Below are 17,807 nucleotides of genomic sequence, written 5' to 3'. Positions count from 1 at the left end.
AGAAGTGCGGTTGATGCGCGCACTTCCACTCGTCGCCCTCCTCGCACTCCTCGGCGCCTGCTCCAGCGAGGGCGGGCTCTGCTCCGACGATCCGGCCTGCGAGCCTTCGGGCGGCTGCGGGCCGAGCGGCTGCGTCGGCGACGGCGTCGGCGACGGCGTCGGCACGGGTGGCACCGGCGGCACCGGCGGGGCGGGCGGCAGCGGTGGTGGTATGGCAGGTGCCGGCGGTGGCGGCGGAGCGAGTGATTCCGACTGGTGCACGCCGATGTGCGACCAGATCTACTTCACCTGCGGCGGCCTCCTCACCGACGAGAACGGCGGGGCCCTCTCCTACGAGCAATGCCGCGCCGGCTGCGAGGACGGCAGCCCCTCGCAGGCGCAGGCGGCCTGCGTCGCCGGCGCCAACTGCGCCGAGGTCCCGGGCTGCCTCCAGCCCGTCCCCGCGTCGACCTGCGACGCGGTCTGCACGAAGGTCTACGAGACCTGCGCCAACGGGGCCCTGGAGATGGACGGCATCCTGGTCGACGAGGCCTCCTGCAGGACGCTCTGTCCCGCGGGGCTTTCCAACCGCCAGGCAACCTGCATCCTCGGCGCCGACTGCACGCAGTGGGTCCACTGCGCGCCGTGAGAGTTTGTAGAACAAACTCTCCAGCGAAGCCGAAGGCGGAGCGATCGCAAGAAGGAGCGCTTCTCGCGCGAAGCGCGAGCGAAGAAAGCGGGCCGGCGCTTGCCGGACCGATTTCTTCACACGCTCGACCTCAACCCTTGCACGGCCGCCGGAAGACGCAGCGGGCACAGGCCTTCTCGTCGTCCGTCGGCGGGAAGTTCTCGGCGGTGGCGACGTTCGCGTCGCGGTCGACCAGCAGCGAGAGCATGTTCTCGATCGAGGCCTTCATCCGCTCGGAGAAGGCGGCGACCTCCGACTCGTCGACCCGGACCTCCACCTCCTCCAGCGAGGGGAGATAGACCACGCGGCACTCGATCCGATCGAGGGGCACGCCCCAGGTCTCACGGGCGTAGATGGCGTAGCCGCGAAGCTGCTCCCTGTCGCTCTCGCGCTTCTGGCCGGTCTTCCAGTCGACCACCACCACGCCGCCGTCGGCGGTGCGGAAGGCGAAGTCGGGAGCGGCGAAGATCTTCGTCCCCTCGAAGGAGAAGGAACCGAGCTCGTCGATGGGGAGCCAGCGCTCCGGCTGCAGGTCGGAGGCGATCGAGAGCCACCGCGAGGCGAAGAAGGCCTCGATGCAGCGCTCCACCAGCGCCCAGTTGTCGCGCCACACCTCGTCGGGCAGGGGCTCGTCGTATTCGTGCTCCACGAGGCCGAAGGCCTTGCGCTGCCGGTAGGCCTTCTCCCGCGACTCGCGGAACTCGGCGCGCATCCGCGCCCGGGTCCGGTCGACGAGCTCCCGGGGATCGGCGGGCTGCCCGTCGCGGACGAGGGTGAGCGCCCGCTTGATCGTGTCGTGGACGGTGGAGCCCGCCCAGGGTGCCCGGGCGGTGAGCTTCTTGAGGGTGTAGAGCTCCTTCACCTCGGGAGCGGCGCCGCGCTCCCACCCGCCCCAGCTCGCGTAGTAGTGGAAGAAATACTGCCGCGCGCACTCCGCCAGCTTCTCGTGGCGGCTCTTCGACCAGGAGAACTCGTTGCGCAGCGGCTGTCGCCCAAAGGCCATCGACCACCTCCGCCGGCCACCGTAGCACAGGGTCGACTGTTGCCGGCCCGACAGGCACGGCAAATGTCTCCTTCCCCAAACGGGGGAAGAGGCAGAGGCTCTCGCGCCGCACGCAGGGAGGAAGGGATGGCGGAGCGACCGACGCAGATCCGGCACGTGGAGGACGATCCCGTGGAGGCGGAGAGCTCCGCCCGCAGGTGGCGCTTCCTCGCCGAGGCGAGCCGCGTCCTCTCCTCCTCGCTCTGCTACGAGACCACCCTGCGCACCGTCGCCGAGCTCGCGGTGCAGGCGGTGGGCAATTATTGCTTCGTCGATCTGCTCGAAGGCGAGGAGCTCCGGCGCGTGGCCGCAGCCGACGTGGACCCGGGCCGGTGGGCCGCTGCGGAACGGGCCCGGCGTTACCCGGTGCTCCGCAGCAGGCGCACCAACCCCTCGATCGTCGCGCTCGAGTCGGGCAAGCCCGTCTTCGCCCTGCTCGACGAGGGGGGGCGGGCGAGCTACGCGCAGTCGGACGAGCACCGGGCCGTGATGGAGGAGCTGGGCGGCCGGTCGATGCTCAGCGTGCCGCTGGTCGCGCGGGACCGGACCCTGGGGGTGATGATCTTCGCCGACCGCTCGCCGACGCCCCGGCTGGAAGCGGGCGAGGACCGCGCGCTGGCGGAGGAGCTCGCGGGCCGCGCCGCCCTCGCGGTGGACAACGCGCTGCTCTACCAGCAGGCGCAGGCAGCGGCCCGGCGCAGGGACGAGGTGATCGGCATGGTCACCCACGACCTGCGCAGCCCCCTGAACGTGATCCTGATGGTGCTCGCTGCGCTGCGGCGCGATCTCGGCCCGACGGCGGAGCGCGTGCAGAAGCGGCTCGAGGCGATGGAGCGTTCCACCGACCGGATGACACGGCTGATCCAGGACCTCCTCGACGCCACCCGCAGCGAGGAGCAGGAGCCGCCGGTCACTCCAGGTATTTGACGAAGCCCTTGTTGAGCCAGGCGCCGCCGTCGACGGTGAGGCAGGCGCCGTTGACGTAGGCGGCGTAGTCGGAGGCGAGGTAGGCCGCCGCCCACGCGATCTCCTCCGGCGTTCCCAGCCGCTGCAGCGGAACGTCCCTGCGCACCGCCTCGGCGATCTCGGGGACGCCGAAGAGCCTGTCGGCGCCGCCGGTCCGCTCGATCGGTCCGGGGGCGATGGCGTTGCAGCGGATCCCCGCCGCAGCCCACTCGACTGCCAGCGTCTGGGTCATGGCGAGGACGCCCGCCTTCGCCGCCGCGGAGTGGACGGTGCCGGGGCCGCCGGTCCAGGCGTAGGTGGCGATCATGTTGATGATCGAGCCCTTCCTGTCGGCGTCCATCATCCGCTGCCCGAAGGCCTTGGTGCAGTAGAAGGTGCCGTTGAGCACGATGTCGATCACCGTGCGCCAGCCGTTGGGCGAGAGCTGCGCCGCGGGGACGACGAAGTTGCCGGCGGCGTTGTTGACGAGGATGGTCGCTGGGCCGAAGCGCTCGGCGACCTTCGCCGCCACCTCCTCCACCGCCTCCGGCTGCCGCACGTCGAGGACGAAGTGGGTCACCTCGGCGCCCTTCGCAGCCTGCTCGCGGATGGTGGCGCAGGCCTGCTCGAGGACCTCGGGCTTGCGGGAGGCGATCACCACGTTGGCGCCGAGCCGCGCGAACTCCGCGGCGATGGCGAGGCCCATTCCCGTGCCACCGCCGGTGACCACGGCGGTGCGTCCCTGGAGCGTTCCCGGTGCGAGCATCTTTCCTCTCCTCGTCGCTGCAGCGCGAAGCGGGGACGATAGCCGCGGGGGAGCGGTCGCGCCACCTGCGCCGCCTGCTCGGGCACGCTGGTCCGGCGGCGGACACATGGTAGAAGGGCCCGCATCCCGGAAGGAGCGAGCGATGGATCATCGGGCAAGGCGGAATGCGCTGGCGGCACGGATGGAAGCGGGGGCGGTGGCGATCTTTCCCGCCGCACCGGAGCGGCTGCGCAACAACGACGCCCACCACGCCTACCGGCAGGACTCGGACTTCCACTGGCTCACCGGCTTCGACGAGCCGCAGAGCCTGCTCCTGATCAAGGCGACGAAGGAGGGGCACGAGTCGGTGCTCTTCGTGCGCCGGCGCGATCCCGCCCGGGAGATCTGGGACGGCAGGCGGGCAGGGGTCGAGGGCGCGGTGCGCGACTTCGGCATGGACGCGGCCCACGTGATCGACGAGCTGGACGAGGTGGCGCCGAAGCTCCTCGAGAGCGCCACCTCGATCGTCTTCCGCCTCGGCGCCGACGAGGCCTGGGATCGCCGGGTGATCGGCTGGCTCGGCAAGCTCTGGCAGCGGGCGCGCCTCGGGGTGACGCCGCCGCTGGCGGTGGTCGATCCCCGGCCGCTCCTCCACGACCTCCGCCTGCGCAAGGACCCAGCGGAGATCGAGGCGATGCGCACCGCGGCGCGGATCACCGGCGAGGCCCACGCCGCGGCGATGCGAGAGGCCCGCGACGGTACCCGCGAATACGAGCTGCAGGCGACGATCGAGGGGATCTTCCGGGGGCGGGGCGGCAGCGGTCCCGCCTACCAGACCATCGTCGCCGCAGGCGAGAACGGCACCATCCTCCACTACCGCGCGGGCGACGAGGTGCTGCGCGAAGGCGCGCTCTGCCTCATCGACGCAGGCGCCGAGTACCGGAGCTATGCCGCCGACGTCACCCGCACCTTCCCGGTGGGCGGCCGCTTCTCCGCGGTGCAGCAGGAATGCTACGAGTTGGTGCTCGCCTCGCAGGAGGCGGCGATCGCCGCCGTGCGCCCGGGCAGCACGATCGAGGCGGTGCACGACGCCGCGGTGCGGGTGCTCACCGAGGGCATGGTGCGGCTGGGCCTGCTCGACGGCGACGTCGACGCGCTGATCGAGAGCGGCGCCTACAAGCGCTTCTACATGCACCGCACCTCGCATTGGCTCGGGATGGACGTGCACGACGTCGGCCTCTACCACGTGGGCGGAACGCCGCGGCCCCTCGAGCCGGGGATGGTGCTCACCGTGGAGCCGGGGCTCTACGTGCAGGCGGACGACGAGGCGGCGCCGGAGCGGCTGCGCGGCATCGGCATCCGGATCGAGGACGACGTGCTCGTCACCGAGGCGGGGCACGAGATCCTGAGCGCCGGCACGCCGAAGACGGTGGAGGAGATCCGGCAGGCATGCGGCGGCTGAAGGAGAAGGTGGCGCTGCCCTTCGCGCCGGCAGCCGTCGCCGATCTGCAGGAGCGCCTGCTCGCATGGTACCGCGCCGAGAAGCGCGATCTGCCCTGGCGGCGCACCACCGATCCCTACGCGATCTGGATCAGCGAGGTGATGCTGCAGCAGACCCGCGTGGAGACGGTGAAGCCCTATTGGGCGCGCTTCCTCGCGCGTTTTCCCACGGTGCTGGCGCTGGCGGAGGCGCCACTCGACGACGTGCTCGCCCATTGGAGCGGCCTCGGCTACTACGCCCGCGGCCGCAAGCTCCACGAGGCGGCGCGGGTGATCGTCGAGCGCCACGGCGGCGCGCTCCCTGCCGACGCTGCGGCGCTGGCGGCGCTGCCGGGCTTCGGCCCCTATACGGTGGCGGCGGTGGGATCGATCGGCCTCGGCCTCGACGAGGCCGCGGTGGACGGCAACGTGGCCCGGGTGCTCACCCGCTGGCTCTGCCGCGAGGGCGATCCCCGCGAGGCGAAGGCGCTGGCCTTCTTCCGCGAGGTGGCCTCGCTCCTCCTGCCGCCCGGGGCGGCGGGCGATTGGAACCAGGCGATGATGGAGCTGGGCGCCACCCGCTGCGGGCCCGGTGCGCCTGCATGCCTCGGCTGCCCGGTGGCCACCCACTGCCTCGCGTTTCGCGCCGGACGGCAGGCGGAGCTGCCGCCGCGGCGGAAGGCGAAGGCGCGCCCCGAGCTCCACCTCGCGGCGGCGCTGGTGGTGCGCGACGGCGAGACGCTGCTGGCGCGCAGGCCCGACGCGGGGCTCTTCGCCTCGCTCTGGGAGCTGCCGGCGGTGACGGTGGAGGCCGGCGAGGGCACCGCATTGCTGCAGCGCCTCGTCGACGAGATGGTGGGCGGCGGCGCGGTGGTGGGCGAGGCGATCGGCACGGTGGAGCAGACCCTCACCCACCGGGAGCTCAAGCTCACCGTGCACGCGGTGGCGGCGCAGGCGCAGGCGCCCCGGATCGCCGCACCCTACGTCGACGTGCGCTTCGCCGATCCGGCAGCGGCGCTGCCCGGGGGCCTCTCCTCGGTGACCCGCAAGGCGCTGCGGGCCTCCAGGCAGGAGCGTTAACGAACCGCCCGGGCGAGGAGCGCGTGCTCCTCCCAGCGCAGGCGGCCCTCCACCGTGGCGAAGCCCGCGCCTTCGAGCAGCGCTTCCATCTCGGCAGGCGTGAACCGGCGGTTGTTGTCGGCGGAGCGGCCCCATCCCGCGAGCATCTCGGCGACGGCCGCGCCGTGCTCGCGCTCGAGGAAGGCGCGGAGCGAGGCCTCGCCCATCCGCGGTCCGGGCACGATGGCGAGGAAGAGGCCGCCGGGGCGGAGGACGCGGAAGGACTCGGCGGCGACGGCTGCAGGGGCGGACACGAGGTGGAGCACGTTGGTGACGAAGACCGCGTCGCAGCTCCCCGCGCGCAGCGGCACCTGCATCGCGTCGCCCTGCACGGCGGCGTGGCCCAGCGCCTGCGCCCGGGCTGCCATCGGCAGGGAGAAATCGATCGCCACGCCCCGGGCCTCCGGCAGCCGCCGGAGCAGGCCGCCGGGACCGGCGCCGAGATCGGCGACCACCGCCCCCGCCGGGCAGGCGGCCCAGGCCACCAGCTCGTCGAGGAGCCCGGCGAAGGGGCTCTGCTCCTCCATGGCGTAGAAGAAGTCGACCTTGTCGTCGAAGAAGGTGGTCGTCATTCGGTAGGCTCCGTGGCTTCGGGGGATGGATACCCCACGGGAGGCGAGCATGCCCAGCGTCGAGGTCGAAGGCAGGCGGATCCATTGGCGGGAGCAGGGCAGCGGGGCGGCGATGCTCCTGCTCCACGCCTTCCCCCTCGATTCGCGGATGTGGCAGCAGCAGCTGGACGGACTCTCCGATCGCTACCGGGTGATCGCCCCGGACCTCTCCGGCTTCGGGGCCTCCACCGTGCCCGCCGATCCCGCGGCCTATTCGGTGGAGCGCTGGGCGGAGGAGGCCCGCGCGGTGCTCGACGCCTGCGGGATCGAGCGCGCCATCGTGGGCGGCTGCTCGATGGGCGGCTACGTGGCGTTCGCCTTCCTCCGGCGCTGGCCCGAGCGGGTGGCGGGGCTGCTCCTGGCGGATAGCCGGGCAGGCGCGGACACGCCCGAGGCCCGGAAGGGGCGGGAGCAGACGCAGGCGGAGGTCCGCTCCCAGGGCAAGGGCCCCCTGGTGGAGCGGATGCTGGGGCTCCTCCTCTCGCAGCGCGGGCAGGGGGACGCGGCGCTGGTGCAGCGGGTGCGGGCCCTGATGGATCAGCGCGAGGCCGGCATCGTCGGCGGGCTCGAGGCCCTGAAAAACCGCCCGGATTCCGCCGACCTGCTCCCCGGCGTCCGGGTGCCCGCGGTGGTGGTGGTGGGCGCCGAGGACGCGATCACCCCGCCGGCGCTCGCCGAGGAGATGGCAGCCGCCATCCCGGGGGCACGCCTGTCGGTCTTGCCGGCGGCAGGCCATCTCGCCAACCTTGAGGTGCCGGAAGCCTTCGACCGGGCCCTCGATTTTCCGCAGGCACCCCGGTAGCGGACGGCAACGCGTACGGCGGGAAGGCCCCCGGGCAGTCGGGGGTTCTCGTCGCGTCTTCACAGGCGGGTTTCATGTCCAGCAAGTCACGACGATCGACGGTTGCGAAAGCAGAGATCCTGGCAGGCGAAGCGGCGGTGAGCGCCGCGCCCTCTTCCTCCCTGGCTTCCCCCGGGGAGGAGGGCCTCGCAGAGGTCCTCGAGGCCCAGGCCGGGGCCAACGAGGCGGCGGGGAACGTGGCGGTGGCGGCGGCGCCGGTTCCCGCTCCGAAGGGCAAGGCGACGAAGCGCGCCGCGAAGGGCAAGGGCGAAGGTCAGCCGCCGTCGCTGGTGGTGATCGATTCCGCCGGCGAAGAGGACGAGGAGGCCAGGGCCGCCCGCGCCCGCAAGGATCACGTCGAGGTGAAGGTCCGCAGGCTCCACCGCCGCGACCTCAACCGGACCTGGGAATTCCTCAAGCTCGTCTTCCGCGACGTGAACCGCGAGACGGTGGAGTACCAGCGCCCCCGCTCGAAGAACCGCTTCCTCGACGTCTACGAGGAGAAGGGCGAGCAGCTCCTCTTCGAAGTGGGCGATCAGGTGGTCGGTTACGCCGAGTGCGCCTTCGACGCCACCGGCGCCGACAACTGGATCAACCCCCGCTACTTCGAGAAGCGCGGGATGCGGCCCCTCTACGTGGAGGAGCTGGCGGTCCACCCGGACTACCAGGGCAAGGGCGTGGGCGGCTTCATGCTCGACCAGCTCCAGCACCTCGCCCGCGTGCGCGGCTGCACCCACCTCGTGCTCGAGGTGGCGGAGAACAACGAGAGCGCGCTCACCTGGTACCGCCGGCGCAACTTCTTCAAGCTGGATGCGGCGATCTTCCTCGCCCAGAAGGTGCCGGCCGAGCCCGAGCTCCTGCCGCCCCGCAAGCTGCCGCTCAAGAAGGTGGCAGCAGGCGTGAAGGGCAAGAAGCCCAACGGCGGTGCCCGCCGGGCGCCCCGCTCCCCGGGGGCCGGCAAGGCGGCGAAGCGCCGCTAGGCCCCGCACGCTGGCGCGATCCCGCGGTGGATCGCGCCAGCCCCGCAGCTCTCCAGGCGGGCAGGCGAGGCGCCGGGGTGCACCCCGCCGTGGATGCGCCGGGTGCACCAAGGCCTGCTCCAACCCCAGATTGGGACATGAGAGCTCGTCATCAGCTGCTGACCATCGTCGGCGCCGTGACGCTGCTGGGCGCCCATGCGGTGCGGACGGCGGAGCACGGCCTTCTCGCCCGTGCGGCGCAGGCCCAGGACGAGGCCGCCACCGAGCTGCCCTACGACGGGCTGAACGTGCCCGATCCCGACGTGGCGGAGGAGGCCGAGGAGGCTGCAGGTGCCGCTGCCGCGGAGGACGTGGCGGCAGCGGAGGCGGAGGCCGAAGCGGCGGAGGAGGCCCGCGCCGCTGCGGAGGAGGAGGCTGCTGCGGCCACGGACGACGCGCCCCGGGGCGCGGAGCTGGTGGGCGACCGGCTGGTGCTCGAGGGCGACGACGAGCCGGCGCCGGAAGCAGGCGCGGAGGCGGAAATCGCGGCGCAAGCGGCGGCGCCTGCAGACCCCACAGCGGATCTGCTCGACGTCCCCGCGCTCGGCGAGGAAGCGGACGCCGCCGCGCAGGCGGAGGCTGCCGCTGCTGCGGCGGCGGAGGCGCCCTCGCCGGTGGACGAGGCGGAGGCTGCCGCTGCGGCAGAAGCCGCCGCCGACGCCGAGGCCGAGGCTGCGGCAGAAGGCGTGCCGGCGGAGGAGCTGGCCGCAGAGGCGCCCCCCGGCGCCGAAGCGCCGCCCCTCGCCACCGAGCAGCCGATCGAAGGCGAACCCGCCCTCGCCGCGGAGCCGCCGCCACCGACCCCCGAGCAGCAGCAGGCGCTGGAGGAGCAGGCCGCAGCGGAGGAGCGGGCGCGGCAGCTCGGTGATCTCGTCGGCGCCGTCAACACGCTCAACGAGAACCAGCAGCTCCTCGACGAGCGCACCCAGGATCTCGAGGACGAGATCGCCGACATCGAGGACCAGGGCACGGCGATCGAAGAGGCGCGCGTCGCCCGGATCGCCGCCTATTCGCGGCTCCTCGAGCAGGCAGAGGATCTCGACGCCTTCCTCGCCACCGGCGGCGGCACCGGCGCGGACGCGGGGTTCGCCCAGCTCGCGCAGAGCCTCGGACAGCTCGCCGGCAACGCCTACCAGACTGCCGGCGAGCGGGAGGCGGCCCAGGCGATCGCGGCGCAGGAGGCCCTCGTCGAAGCGAGGGCCTCGCTCGCCCAGGCCGACATCTGGGGCGCGCGCTCCTTCCTCAACGGCGCGACGCTGGCGATCCGGATGGCGCTGGGCGAGGCGCAGAGCACGCCGATGCCGCTCTTCCGCCAATAGCGCCGCCAGAAACGAGGAGGCCGCCGTGCCCCGGGGGGCAGGCGGCCTCTTCTGCACGGGGATTGCGCGGTCAGGCGGGCTTCGGCGCAGGGCGCGGCTTGCCGGCCTTGTAGGGATCCGGCCACGACTGCCCGTCCCAGCCCTGCTCCGCCGCTGCCCGCAGCGTCCAGTTCGGATCGGAGAGGTGCGGCCGCGCCAGCGCGCAGAGGTCCGCGCGCCCTGCGGCGAGGATGGTGTTCACCTGGTCGGCGCTGGAGATGTTGCCCACCGCGATCGTCGGGATGTGCGCCTCGTTCTTCACCTGGTCGGAGAAGCGCGTCTGCCACATCCGCCCGAAGATCGGCTTCGCCGCTGCGGTGGTCTGCCCGGTGGAGACGTGCACGATGTCGCAGCCGGCGGCCTTGAGCACCTTCGCCAGCTCGACCGCATCCTCCGCCTCGAAGCCGCCCTCCACCCAGTCGGTGGCGGAGATGCGCACCGACATCGGCTTCTCCTCGGGCCAGACCGCACGCATCGCCCGGAAGACCTCGAGGGGATAGCGCATCCGGTTCTCCAGCGAGCCGCCGTATTCGTCGGTGCGGACGTTGGTGAGCGGCGAGAGGAAGCCGGAGAGGAGGTAGCCGTGGGCGAAGTGGAGCTCGACCATGTCGAAGCCCGCCGCCTCCGCCAGCTCCGTGGCACGCACGAAGTCGTCGCGGACCCGGTCCATGTCGGCTCGGTCCATCGCCTTCGGCACCTGGCTCACCGGCAGGTAGGGCAGGGCCGACGCAGCGAGGATCGGCCAATTTCCCTCGTCGAGGGGCTGATCGATCCCCTCCCACATCCGCCGGGTCGATCCCTTGCGGCCGGCGTGGGCGAGCTGCAGGCAGATCTTCGCCGGCGAGCGGGCGTGGACGAAGTCGACGATCCGCTTCCAGGCCGCCACGTGCTCCGGGGCGTACATGCCGGCGCAGCCCGGCGTGATCCGCCCGTCTGCAGAGACGTCGGTCATCTCGGTGATCAGCAGGCCCGCGCCGCCCATCGCCCTGGCGCCGTAGTGGACGAGGTGGAAGTCGTCGACGGTGCCGTCCGTCGCCGAGTACATGCACATCGGCGAGACGACGACGCGGTTGGCCAGCTCCATCGAGCGCAGCCGGAAGGGCGTGAACATCGGCGGCGGCAGCGGTCCGTCGGTGGGAACGCCGGCCTCCCGCGCGAAGGCGGCGCCGACCCTGGCGACGAACTCCGGATCGCGCAGCCCCATGTTCTCCCAGCCGATCCGCTTGCTCCGCGTCATCAGGCTGAAGGCGAAGCGATCGGGATCGTGCTGCACGTGGCGCCTGGTGTTCTCGAACCAATCGAGGCTGTCCTGCGCCGCCTTCTGGATCCGCGCCACCATCGGGCGGCGCTCCTCCTCGTAGGTCTCGAGGGCCTGCTCCACGTTGCCGGGATGGCGCTCGATCGCCTCGGCGAGGAGGATCGCGTCCTCGATGGCGAGCTTCGTCCCCGAGCCGATCGAGAAATGCGCGGTGTGGGCGGCGTCGCCGATGAGGACGATGTTGCCGTGGCGCCAGCGCTCGTTGCGCACGGTGGCGAAGTTGATCCAGGTGGAGGCGTTGAGGAGCAGGGGATTGCCGTCGAGGTAGCGGGCGAAGACACCCTCGAGGTATTTCGCCCCTTCCTCCGGCGTCATCCGATCGAGCCCCGCGTTCCTCCACGACTGCTCGTCGCACTCGACGATGAAGGTGCTCGTCTCCGCGTCGAAGCGGTAGGCGTGGACCTGGAAGAGCCCGTGCTCGTTCTCCTCGAAGAGGAAGGTGAAGGCGTCGAAGATCTTGTTGGTGCCGCACCAGATGTACTTGCACTTGCGCACGTCGAGGCTGGGCCGGAAGACGTCCGCGTGCGCGGCGCGCACCTTGCTCCGGATCCCGTCGGCGCCCACCACCAGATCGTAGCCGGCGAAGGCGGCGAGGTCGTCGACCTCGGTCCGGTAGCGCAGCTCCACCCCGAGCGACGCGGCGCGCTGCTGCAGGATGCGGAGGAGGTGCTTGCGGGCGATCCCCGAGAAGCCGTGCCCGCCGGAGCGGATCACCTCGCCGCGGAAGTGGATGTCGATCGCGTCCCAATGGGCGAAGGACTCCACGATCTCGGCGTGGGTGGCGGGATCGGCCTCGAGCAGGTTGCCGAGGGTCTCGTCCGAGAAGACCACGCCCCAGCCGAAGGTCTGATCGGGCGCGTTGCGCTCGATCACCGTGATCTCGTGGGCGGGGTTCGCCTTCTTGAGCAGGATGCCCAGATAGAGGCCGGCAGGCCCTCCCCCGATGCAGACGATCTTCATCCCCGGGCTCCTCCAGCGAAAATTGGAAGGGCCCGTTGTACCACGGGGCGCCGGGGCACCGCCCGCCGGCGCGGATGACGCAGCGCTTCAGCGCCGCTTGCCGCGCCCGAGCTTCACCACGTGGTCGAAGTGCTCCTTCGCGACCGGCTGCACCGAGAGGCGCGAGCCCTTGCGGAGCAGCTCCATCCCCTCGAGCGCAGGCTCGCCCTTGAGCAGAGGCAGCGGCAGGACCTCGGGGAAGCGCTCGACGAAGCCCACGTCGACCATGAACCAGCGGGGCTTCTCCTCGCTGTGGCCGGGGTCGTGGTACTTCGACTTCGGGTCGGCGGCGTGGTGATCGGGGTAGGCCTCCCGCACCACCTCGGCGATGCCCGCCACCCCGGGCGGCTCCGCGTTGGAGTGGTAGAAGAGGACGCGATCGCCCTTCTTCATCTCCTGCATGAAGTTGCGCGCCTGGTAGTTGCGCACGCCTTCCCACGAGGTGCTGCCCTCCGCCTCGAGCCTGTCGATGGAGTAGACGTCGGGCTCGCTCTTCACCAGCCAGTAGCGCTTCGCCAAGGGAGATCCTCCTTCGGGAAGGCGTGGTAGCCCCGGAGCGATCCGCGGCGCAAGCGCCTTGACCCGGTGCCGTGCCGCTTCCATCCTCCGCCCGATGACGGACTCCTCCCTGGCGCGCGAGCTGCGGGGCAAGCGCGTGGGCCTCGTGCTCTCGGCTGGCTTCTTCGGATTCTTCGGACACGCGGGCTTCCTCGCCGCGGTGGAGGGGGCAGGGCTCTCGCCCACCGCCTACGCCGGCACCAGCGCCGGCGCCCTGGTGGCCTCCCTCGCTGCGGCGGGGCTCGACGCCCACGACATCGCCACGCTCCTGGGGCGGGTTCGCAAGCAGGACTTCTGGGATCCGGCGCCGGTGAGCGCGCTGCTCGATGCGGCCCGGGGGCGGAGCTTCACCGGGCTGCTCGCCGGCCTGCGCTTCCGGCGGCTCCTCGACGACGCCCTGCCGGTGGAGCGGATCGAGCAGACGCCGAAGAAGCTCGTGCTCGTCACCACCGACGTGACCGCAGCGGCGCCGCGGATCCACACCGAGGGGCCGCTCTCCGAGGTGATCCACGCCTCCTGCGCCTACCCCGGCCTCTTCCGCGCGGTGCCCTTCTCCCGGGCGCAGCTCTGGGACGGCGGCCTGGTGGACAAGGCGCCGATCCTCGCCCTGGCGGGGCAGGTGGAGCTCGACGCGATCCTCGTCCACTACCTGCCGGGCAAGGGACGGACGACCCTCGAGCAGACGCCGGAGGATCGCTGGCACGGCTACGTGCAGGCGATGGCCCGCGGGCTGCTGGCGGTGCGCCACGAGAACTACGAGCTGCAGGGCCGGCTCTGCGAGGCGCGGGGGCTGCCCGTCTACGTGGTCTCGCCGCAGCTGCCGCGGCTCTCGCCGGGCAGGCTCAAGGAGGGGCGCAACGTGATCGCCGCCGCCACCGCTGCAGCGGCACGGGCCCTGGCGGCGCCGGCGGCGGAGAGCCGCCCCTTCGCGAAGGCAGGAGGCGGGACGTGGAGCTGAAGCTGCGGCGGATCGAGGTGCGGGTACCGGGCGAGGCGAGCCGCTTCGGCCTCCTCGCCGAGGGCGAGGACGGGCGGATGCTCGTCGGGCTCTTCGCCGCGAGCGAGGCGGAGCTCGCCCAGCAGATCGACGATGCTGGTGGCGAGGCGGCCTGGCTGCGGCGCTTCGGTGCGCCGCCGCTCGATCCCGAAGGGATCGCGGCTACGGCTGCAGGTGCGGTCTGGGTGGAGCCGGGCGCGAAGACCTAAGCGACGCGGCGGGGGCCGGCGGCCTGCACCGCGGTGATGCGCTGCGCGGGGCGCTGCTCGCGCCACTGGCGGTCGCCACGCAGGATCGAGAGCACCAGCGCCTCGGCCTCTGCTGCGGCGCGGGCCGCGTCGTCGGCGAGGCGATCGGCCTGTGCCTCGAGGCCGCCGATGGACACGTCTTCCGGGAAGGTGAGCAAGCGCATCGCCGGCCACTCTACCGGCCGATCGATCGGCGGCAAGGAAGCTGCCGGGCAGGCCCTGTGGAAAAAGCGGAGCGCTCCCGCCCACCGCCACCGCTTCGTCCGCCGCCTGGGGCACCGCGCGCAGGCGCTCCACCTCGGTCCAGGCCAGCGCCGAGAGCCCGAGGAGGAGCAGGGTGAGCGCCACGGGACCCAGAGGCCCCGGGGTGCCGCTCGCCTCGAGGACCCGGGCGACCTGCGCCCGCACCGCGCCGCTCTCGCCCACGCAGCGCACCGCCAGCGCGAGGTTGTGCCTGCGGGAGGAGCGCGCGTGGAGCAGCAGCCCGACGAGGAGCGCCACCAGCACCGCGCCGGCAGCGCCGACCTGCGCGCCCACCCGGAGGATCTCCGCCCCTGCCCGGGCCTGGAGGCTGCCGACCACGGCGGCGCCGCTGCCCAGCGCACGGGCGAGGGCGAGATCCTCGAGCCCCCGTGTGCCGGCGAGGTGGAGGGCGAGGGAGGGAGCGCCGATGGGCAGCACCGCGGCGAGCAGGCCGATCGCCGCGCCGGTGCGCGGCAGTCCGGTGCGCTCGATCCTCGCGGCGAGCTCGGCGCCCACCGCCCGCTGCCCTGCAGCGGCAGCGGAGAGCCGGGCCCGCTCACCGGCCTGATGCACCCTGCGCCCGCCGGCGATCCCGGCCCAGAGCAGGGAGGAGAGGCCCACCGGCAACGCGAGGAGCAGGCCGGCGAGTCCTGCCTGCATCCGCTGCTGCAGCGCCGTCGTCGCTGCGGCGAGGGGATCGCCGCCCGCTTCCGGCACGGCGAGGAGCGCGCCGGCGATCGGCAGGAGGAGGGGAAGCGCGAGGGCCACCGCCACCAGGATCGCATGCCGCGGGTTGCCCGGCGCGTGGCGCCTGCGCCACCCGAGGCCGCCCACGACGAGGCAGGCGAGCGCACAGACGGTGGCCGCTGCTGGCAGGAGCAGGCCCGTCGGGTTCATGGCGAGGAGACCGAGGGCTCGTTCCACAGCTGGCGGTCTCCTTCCGCGATCCGTTCCGCCTGCAGGACGAGCAGCGCGCCGGCGAGCAGCCCCCCTGCCACCCAGGCGCAAACCACCGCGATCTGGCGCATCCGGCCCTTCTCCATGGCGCGCAAGCTAGCAGAAAAGCGGGCGCTCCCGTGCTGCCGGCTGGGGGGCGGGGCGCTGCCCGCAAGCTGCACGAGGGAGCCTTGCGTGTGCGCAACCAGGCGAAATATGAGCACCTTTCCGCTGTTGGTACGGGCGGAGGCATGCATGGACAAACCAACCGTCCTGGTGATCGACGACGATCTCGACGCGCTCGTCCTCGCCACTGCGGTGCTGGGGAGCGCTGGCTACCAGGTCTTCAGCGCGGTCGATGTCGGCCAGGCCCTCGAGCTGGCCCGGGCGCATCGGCCACAGGTCGTGTTGCTCGATCACCACCTGCCGGTGGTGGTGGGCCTCGACGCGGTGGAGGCGCTCCGCCACGAGCCGGCCTTGCTCGGGGCGGCGATCGTGCTCGTCACCAGCCGCCAATTCGCGGGATCGGAGGTGGCCCATCTCGACGGCTACGTCCGCAAGCCCTGGGTGCCGGAGCAGCTCCTCGCAGCGGTGGAGCGCTCCCACGGCCTTTCCCTGAACAACGCGATCTAAGCCGCTCCGGGCTCCACGGGCCTGGTGGGGAGGAGCCCGCGCTGGAGCAGATCGAGCTTCTGGAAGGCGATCCCCACCAGCGCATGGCGGATGCTCCCCTCGGCGAGGAGGCTACCCACCTGCTCCAGCGGAATCGTCTCGATCGCGATCACCTCGCGCTCGTCGAGCTGCTGGCTCCCGGCCTTCGTGGCGCGCTGCGCGAGGAAGGTGTGGCAGCGGTTGGTCTGGAAGGCCGGGTTGGGCTCGATCGATCCGAGGTCGAGCCAGCGCTTCGCCACGTAGCCCGTCTCCTCGCGGAGCTCGCGGGCCGCTGCAGCCAGCGGGCTCTCGCCCGGGTCGACGATGCCGCCGGGGATCTCGAGGGTGACGTCGCCGCTGCCGTGGCGGTACTGCCGGATGAAGATCACCTCGGCGTCCTCGGTGAGGGCGATCACGTTGACCCAATCCGGCAGTTCGAGGACGAAGAAGGGCCAGGTCTTTCCGGTGCGCGGCGAGACCGAGCGATCCTCGCGGAGCCGGAAGATCCCCGCGTCCTGCAGCACCTGCGATCCGACCGTCTTCCACTTCTCGGGCATCCGACGCCTCCACACGGGAGCGTCCATTCTACGCGTCGACGACCACCGGCCGCATGCCCGCGAAACGGAACCCCTCCAGCCCCACGTCGAAGGCGACGCCGCGGAGGAGCACCCCTGCGCCCTGGGCCTCCGCCAGCGCCAGAGCGAAGCCGGGATCGACGGGGTGGGGCCGGATCTCCTCCACGTCCGCCCGCTGCGCCACCAGCACGATCGCCGCCGGCTCGCCGGCACGGACGTGCGCCGCCAATTCGCGGCAGTGGCGGGCCGCGCGCTCGGAGGGGGCATCGGGAAAGAGCGCGGCCCTGCCCCGCGCCACCGCGACGCTCTTCACCTCGAGCAGCAGGCGCCTGCCGTCGTCGAGGGCGAGGGCGAAATCGAAGCGCGAGGCGCCGACCTTCACCTCCGGACGCACCGCGCCGAAGGCGGGCAATCCCTCGATCGCCTTGGCCTCGAGGAGCGTCCGCACGAGTCGATTGGCGCCAGCGGGATCGAGGCAGCCCAGCGGTCCGAGGGGCGCGTCGCCCAGCGGCGGGCAGCGGGCGCAGACCAGGGTGAAGGCGGTGCGGCGGGTGGGGCCTGCGGCAGGCACCACGTAGACCTCGGCGCCGGGGAAGAGGATCTCCTCGAGCCTGCCGCGGTCCGCGATGTGCGCCTCGACGACGGCGCCGCTCTCCAGCGCGACGACGCCGAGGAAGCGGTTGGGTCGTTCGACGAGCCTGCCCCGCTGCAGCGAGCCGGCGATCCGGTGGGGAACGAAGAGGCCCTTCAGAACAGCTCCTTCTCGAGGCCCGCGAGATCGAGGTCGATCAGCCGGGCGGCGTGGCTCTCCGCTGCAGCGAGGCGATCGAGTCGCTGGGTGTGGGCCACGGCGGCGACCTTGCAACCCGCGCGCTGCGCCGCGTGGATCCCCGCCTCGGTGTCCTCGAAGACGAGAACGCTCCGGGGCGTGATCACTTCCCCGCCGTAGCGCCGTGCCACTTCGTCCAGCGCGGCGATGCAGGCCGCGTAGCCCTCGGGGGAGGGGGTGGGCCGGGAGAGCTCATCGGCGGTGACGAGCGCGCTGCAGCGGCGGAAGAAGCCCGCGCCCTTGAGGGCCGCCTGCGCGTCGGCGCGGAGCGAGCCCGCCACCACGCCGACGGGCAGGCGCCGGCTCGCCTCCTCGAAGAGCGAGCGGGCGCCGGGAAAGAGCGGCACCTCCTCGGCGAGCGCCGCCGCGTAGCCGCGGCTCTTCTCGGCGAGCAGGCGGCGGAGCTCGTCCGGCGGGAGGGGCCGCTGCGCCTCCGACCAGAGGAGGCGGAAGGTGGTGCGATCGTCGAGACCGGCGAAGCGGGCCGGGTAGCTCGCCTCGTCGAAGGGGACGTCGTGCGCGGCGCAGCGCTCCTGGAGCAGGCGCAGCCGCAGCGCCTCGTCGTCGAGGAGGGTCCCGTGCAGATCGAAGATCACCGCGCGCAGCACCGGCGCAGCATACGGATTC

General features: G+C 72.5%; 18 protein-coding genes. 9 read left to right on the top strand and 9 right to left on the bottom strand.

From position 1 onward, the window contains the following. Window positions 1-13: 13 nt before the first annotated feature. The gene (locus ACESMR_RS07775) at window positions 14-628 is read left to right on the top strand and encodes a hypothetical protein (protein WP_373046482.1); all 615 of its coding nucleotides are present in this window, start codon (window positions 14-16) and stop codon (window positions 626-628) included. Window positions 629-758: 130 nt separating this feature from the next. Here the strand turns inward: ACESMR_RS07775 and ACESMR_RS07770 are convergent, their stop codons facing one another. Next, window positions 759-1,670, bottom strand: coding sequence for a PD-(D/E)XK nuclease family protein (locus tag ACESMR_RS07770; protein ID WP_373046481.1), 912 nt, complete (start codon window positions 1,668-1,670; stop codon window positions 759-761). Between the two features lie 126 nt (window positions 1,671-1,796). Between ACESMR_RS07770 and ACESMR_RS07765 the strand changes: the two genes are divergently transcribed. Beyond that, on the top strand, window positions 1,797-2,636 hold the full coding sequence (locus tag ACESMR_RS07765; protein ID WP_373046480.1) for a histidine kinase dimerization/phospho-acceptor domain-containing protein: 840 nt from the start codon (window positions 1,797-1,799) through the stop codon (window positions 2,634-2,636). On the opposite strand, the gene fadH is transcribed toward ACESMR_RS07765, so the two are convergent. Further along, window positions 2,620-3,420: a 2,4-dienoyl-CoA reductase gene (gene fadH / locus ACESMR_RS07760; protein WP_373046479.1), complete on the bottom strand. Its 801-nt coding sequence runs from the start codon at window positions 3,418-3,420 to the stop codon at window positions 2,620-2,622. The two genes, ACESMR_RS07765 and fadH, sit on opposite strands and share 17 nt — an antisense overlap. Window positions 3,421-3,562: 142 nt before the next feature. On the opposite strand from fadH, the gene ACESMR_RS07755 reads away from it, so the two are divergent. Next, the gene (locus ACESMR_RS07755) at window positions 3,563-4,861 is read left to right on the top strand and encodes an aminopeptidase P N-terminal domain-containing protein (protein WP_373046478.1); all 1,299 of its coding nucleotides are present in this window, start codon (window positions 3,563-3,565) and stop codon (window positions 4,859-4,861) included. After that, complete coding sequence (gene mutY / locus ACESMR_RS07750; protein ID WP_373046477.1) at window positions 4,849-5,958, top strand: A/G-specific adenine glycosylase; 1,110 nt, start codon at window positions 4,849-4,851, stop codon at window positions 5,956-5,958. The genes ACESMR_RS07755 and mutY overlap by 13 nt, the downstream gene beginning before the upstream one ends. Here mutY and ACESMR_RS07745 read toward each other — a convergent pair. After that, window positions 5,955-6,569 (bottom strand): class I SAM-dependent methyltransferase, encoded by a 615-nt coding sequence (locus ACESMR_RS07745; RefSeq protein ID WP_373046476.1) that lies wholly within the window; start codon window positions 6,567-6,569, stop codon window positions 5,955-5,957. The genes mutY and ACESMR_RS07745 overlap by 4 nt on opposite strands. Before the next feature lie 49 nt (window positions 6,570-6,618). On the opposite strand from ACESMR_RS07745, the gene ACESMR_RS07740 reads away from it, so the two are divergent. The 3 genes from ACESMR_RS07740 to ACESMR_RS07730 all read left to right on the top strand — a co-directional run bounded on the left by ACESMR_RS07740 (window position 6,619) and on the right by ACESMR_RS07730 (window position 9,787). Continuing rightward, a complete protein-coding gene (locus ACESMR_RS07740; protein ID WP_373046475.1) occupies window positions 6,619-7,410 on the top strand; it encodes an alpha/beta fold hydrolase in 792 nt (263 codons plus the stop codon). A 137-nt stretch (window positions 7,411-7,547) separates the two neighbouring features. Beyond that, window positions 7,548-8,429, top strand: coding sequence for a GNAT family N-acetyltransferase (locus ACESMR_RS07735; RefSeq protein WP_373046474.1), 882 nt, complete (start codon window positions 7,548-7,550; stop codon window positions 8,427-8,429). Between the two features lie 137 nt (window positions 8,430-8,566). Continuing rightward, on the top strand, window positions 8,567-9,787 hold the full coding sequence (locus ACESMR_RS07730) for a hypothetical protein (protein ID WP_373046473.1): 1,221 nt from the start codon (window positions 8,567-8,569) through the stop codon (window positions 9,785-9,787). Window positions 9,788-9,857: 70 nt separating this feature from the next. Here the strand turns inward: ACESMR_RS07730 and ACESMR_RS07725 are convergent, their stop codons facing one another. Beyond that, on the bottom strand, window positions 9,858-12,104 hold the full coding sequence (locus tag ACESMR_RS07725) for a bifunctional salicylyl-CoA 5-hydroxylase/oxidoreductase (RefSeq protein ID WP_373046472.1): 2,247 nt from the start codon (window positions 12,102-12,104) through the stop codon (window positions 9,858-9,860). Between the two features lie 87 nt (window positions 12,105-12,191). After that, complete coding sequence (locus ACESMR_RS07720; RefSeq protein ID WP_373046471.1) at window positions 12,192-12,662, bottom strand: EVE domain-containing protein; 471 nt, start codon at window positions 12,660-12,662, stop codon at window positions 12,192-12,194. 94 nt (window positions 12,663-12,756) lie between these two features. Between ACESMR_RS07720 and ACESMR_RS07715 the strand changes: the two genes are divergently transcribed. Continuing rightward, window positions 12,757-13,659 (top strand): patatin-like phospholipase family protein, encoded by a 903-nt coding sequence (locus ACESMR_RS07715; protein WP_373046470.1) that lies wholly within the window; start codon window positions 12,757-12,759, stop codon window positions 13,657-13,659. A gap of 1,423 nt (window positions 13,660-15,082) precedes the next feature. On the opposite strand, the gene ACESMR_RS07710 is transcribed toward ACESMR_RS07715, so the two are convergent. Then, window positions 15,083-15,217, bottom strand: a complete 135-nt coding sequence (locus tag ACESMR_RS07710) for a hypothetical protein (RefSeq protein ID WP_373046469.1) — start codon at window positions 15,215-15,217, stop codon at window positions 15,083-15,085. Between the two features lie 163 nt (window positions 15,218-15,380). On the opposite strand from ACESMR_RS07710, the gene ACESMR_RS07705 reads away from it, so the two are divergent. Further along, window positions 15,381-15,758 (top strand): response regulator, encoded by a 378-nt coding sequence (locus ACESMR_RS07705; protein ID WP_373046468.1) that lies wholly within the window; start codon window positions 15,381-15,383, stop codon window positions 15,756-15,758. Here the strand turns inward: ACESMR_RS07705 and ACESMR_RS07700 are convergent. From ACESMR_RS07700 to ACESMR_RS07690, 3 genes are read right to left on the bottom strand one after another with little or no spacing between them, the layout of a single operon-like run. Next, complete coding sequence (locus ACESMR_RS07700; protein WP_373046467.1) at window positions 15,755-16,333, bottom strand: NUDIX hydrolase; 579 nt, start codon at window positions 16,331-16,333, stop codon at window positions 15,755-15,757. The genes ACESMR_RS07705 and ACESMR_RS07700 overlap by 4 nt on opposite strands. Before the next feature lie 28 nt (window positions 16,334-16,361). Further along, a complete protein-coding gene (gene sfsA / locus ACESMR_RS07695) occupies window positions 16,362-17,216 on the bottom strand; it encodes a DNA/RNA nuclease SfsA (protein ID WP_373046466.1) in 855 nt (284 codons plus the stop codon). Further along, on the bottom strand, window positions 17,099-17,776 hold the full coding sequence (locus tag ACESMR_RS07690) for an HAD family hydrolase (protein WP_373046465.1): 678 nt from the start codon (window positions 17,774-17,776) through the stop codon (window positions 17,099-17,101). Before ACESMR_RS07690 ends, sfsA begins: the two co-directional genes overlap by 118 nt. Window positions 17,777-17,807 lie beyond the last annotated feature (31 nt).

It is taken from the genome of Vulgatibacter sp. (assembly GCF_041687135.1).
Classification (GTDB): Bacteria; Myxococcota; Myxococcia; order Myxococcales; family Vulgatibacteraceae; genus JAWLCN01.
Note: the sequence above shows the minus strand (reverse complement) of the source record. Positions and strands in the feature narration are given on the sequence as shown.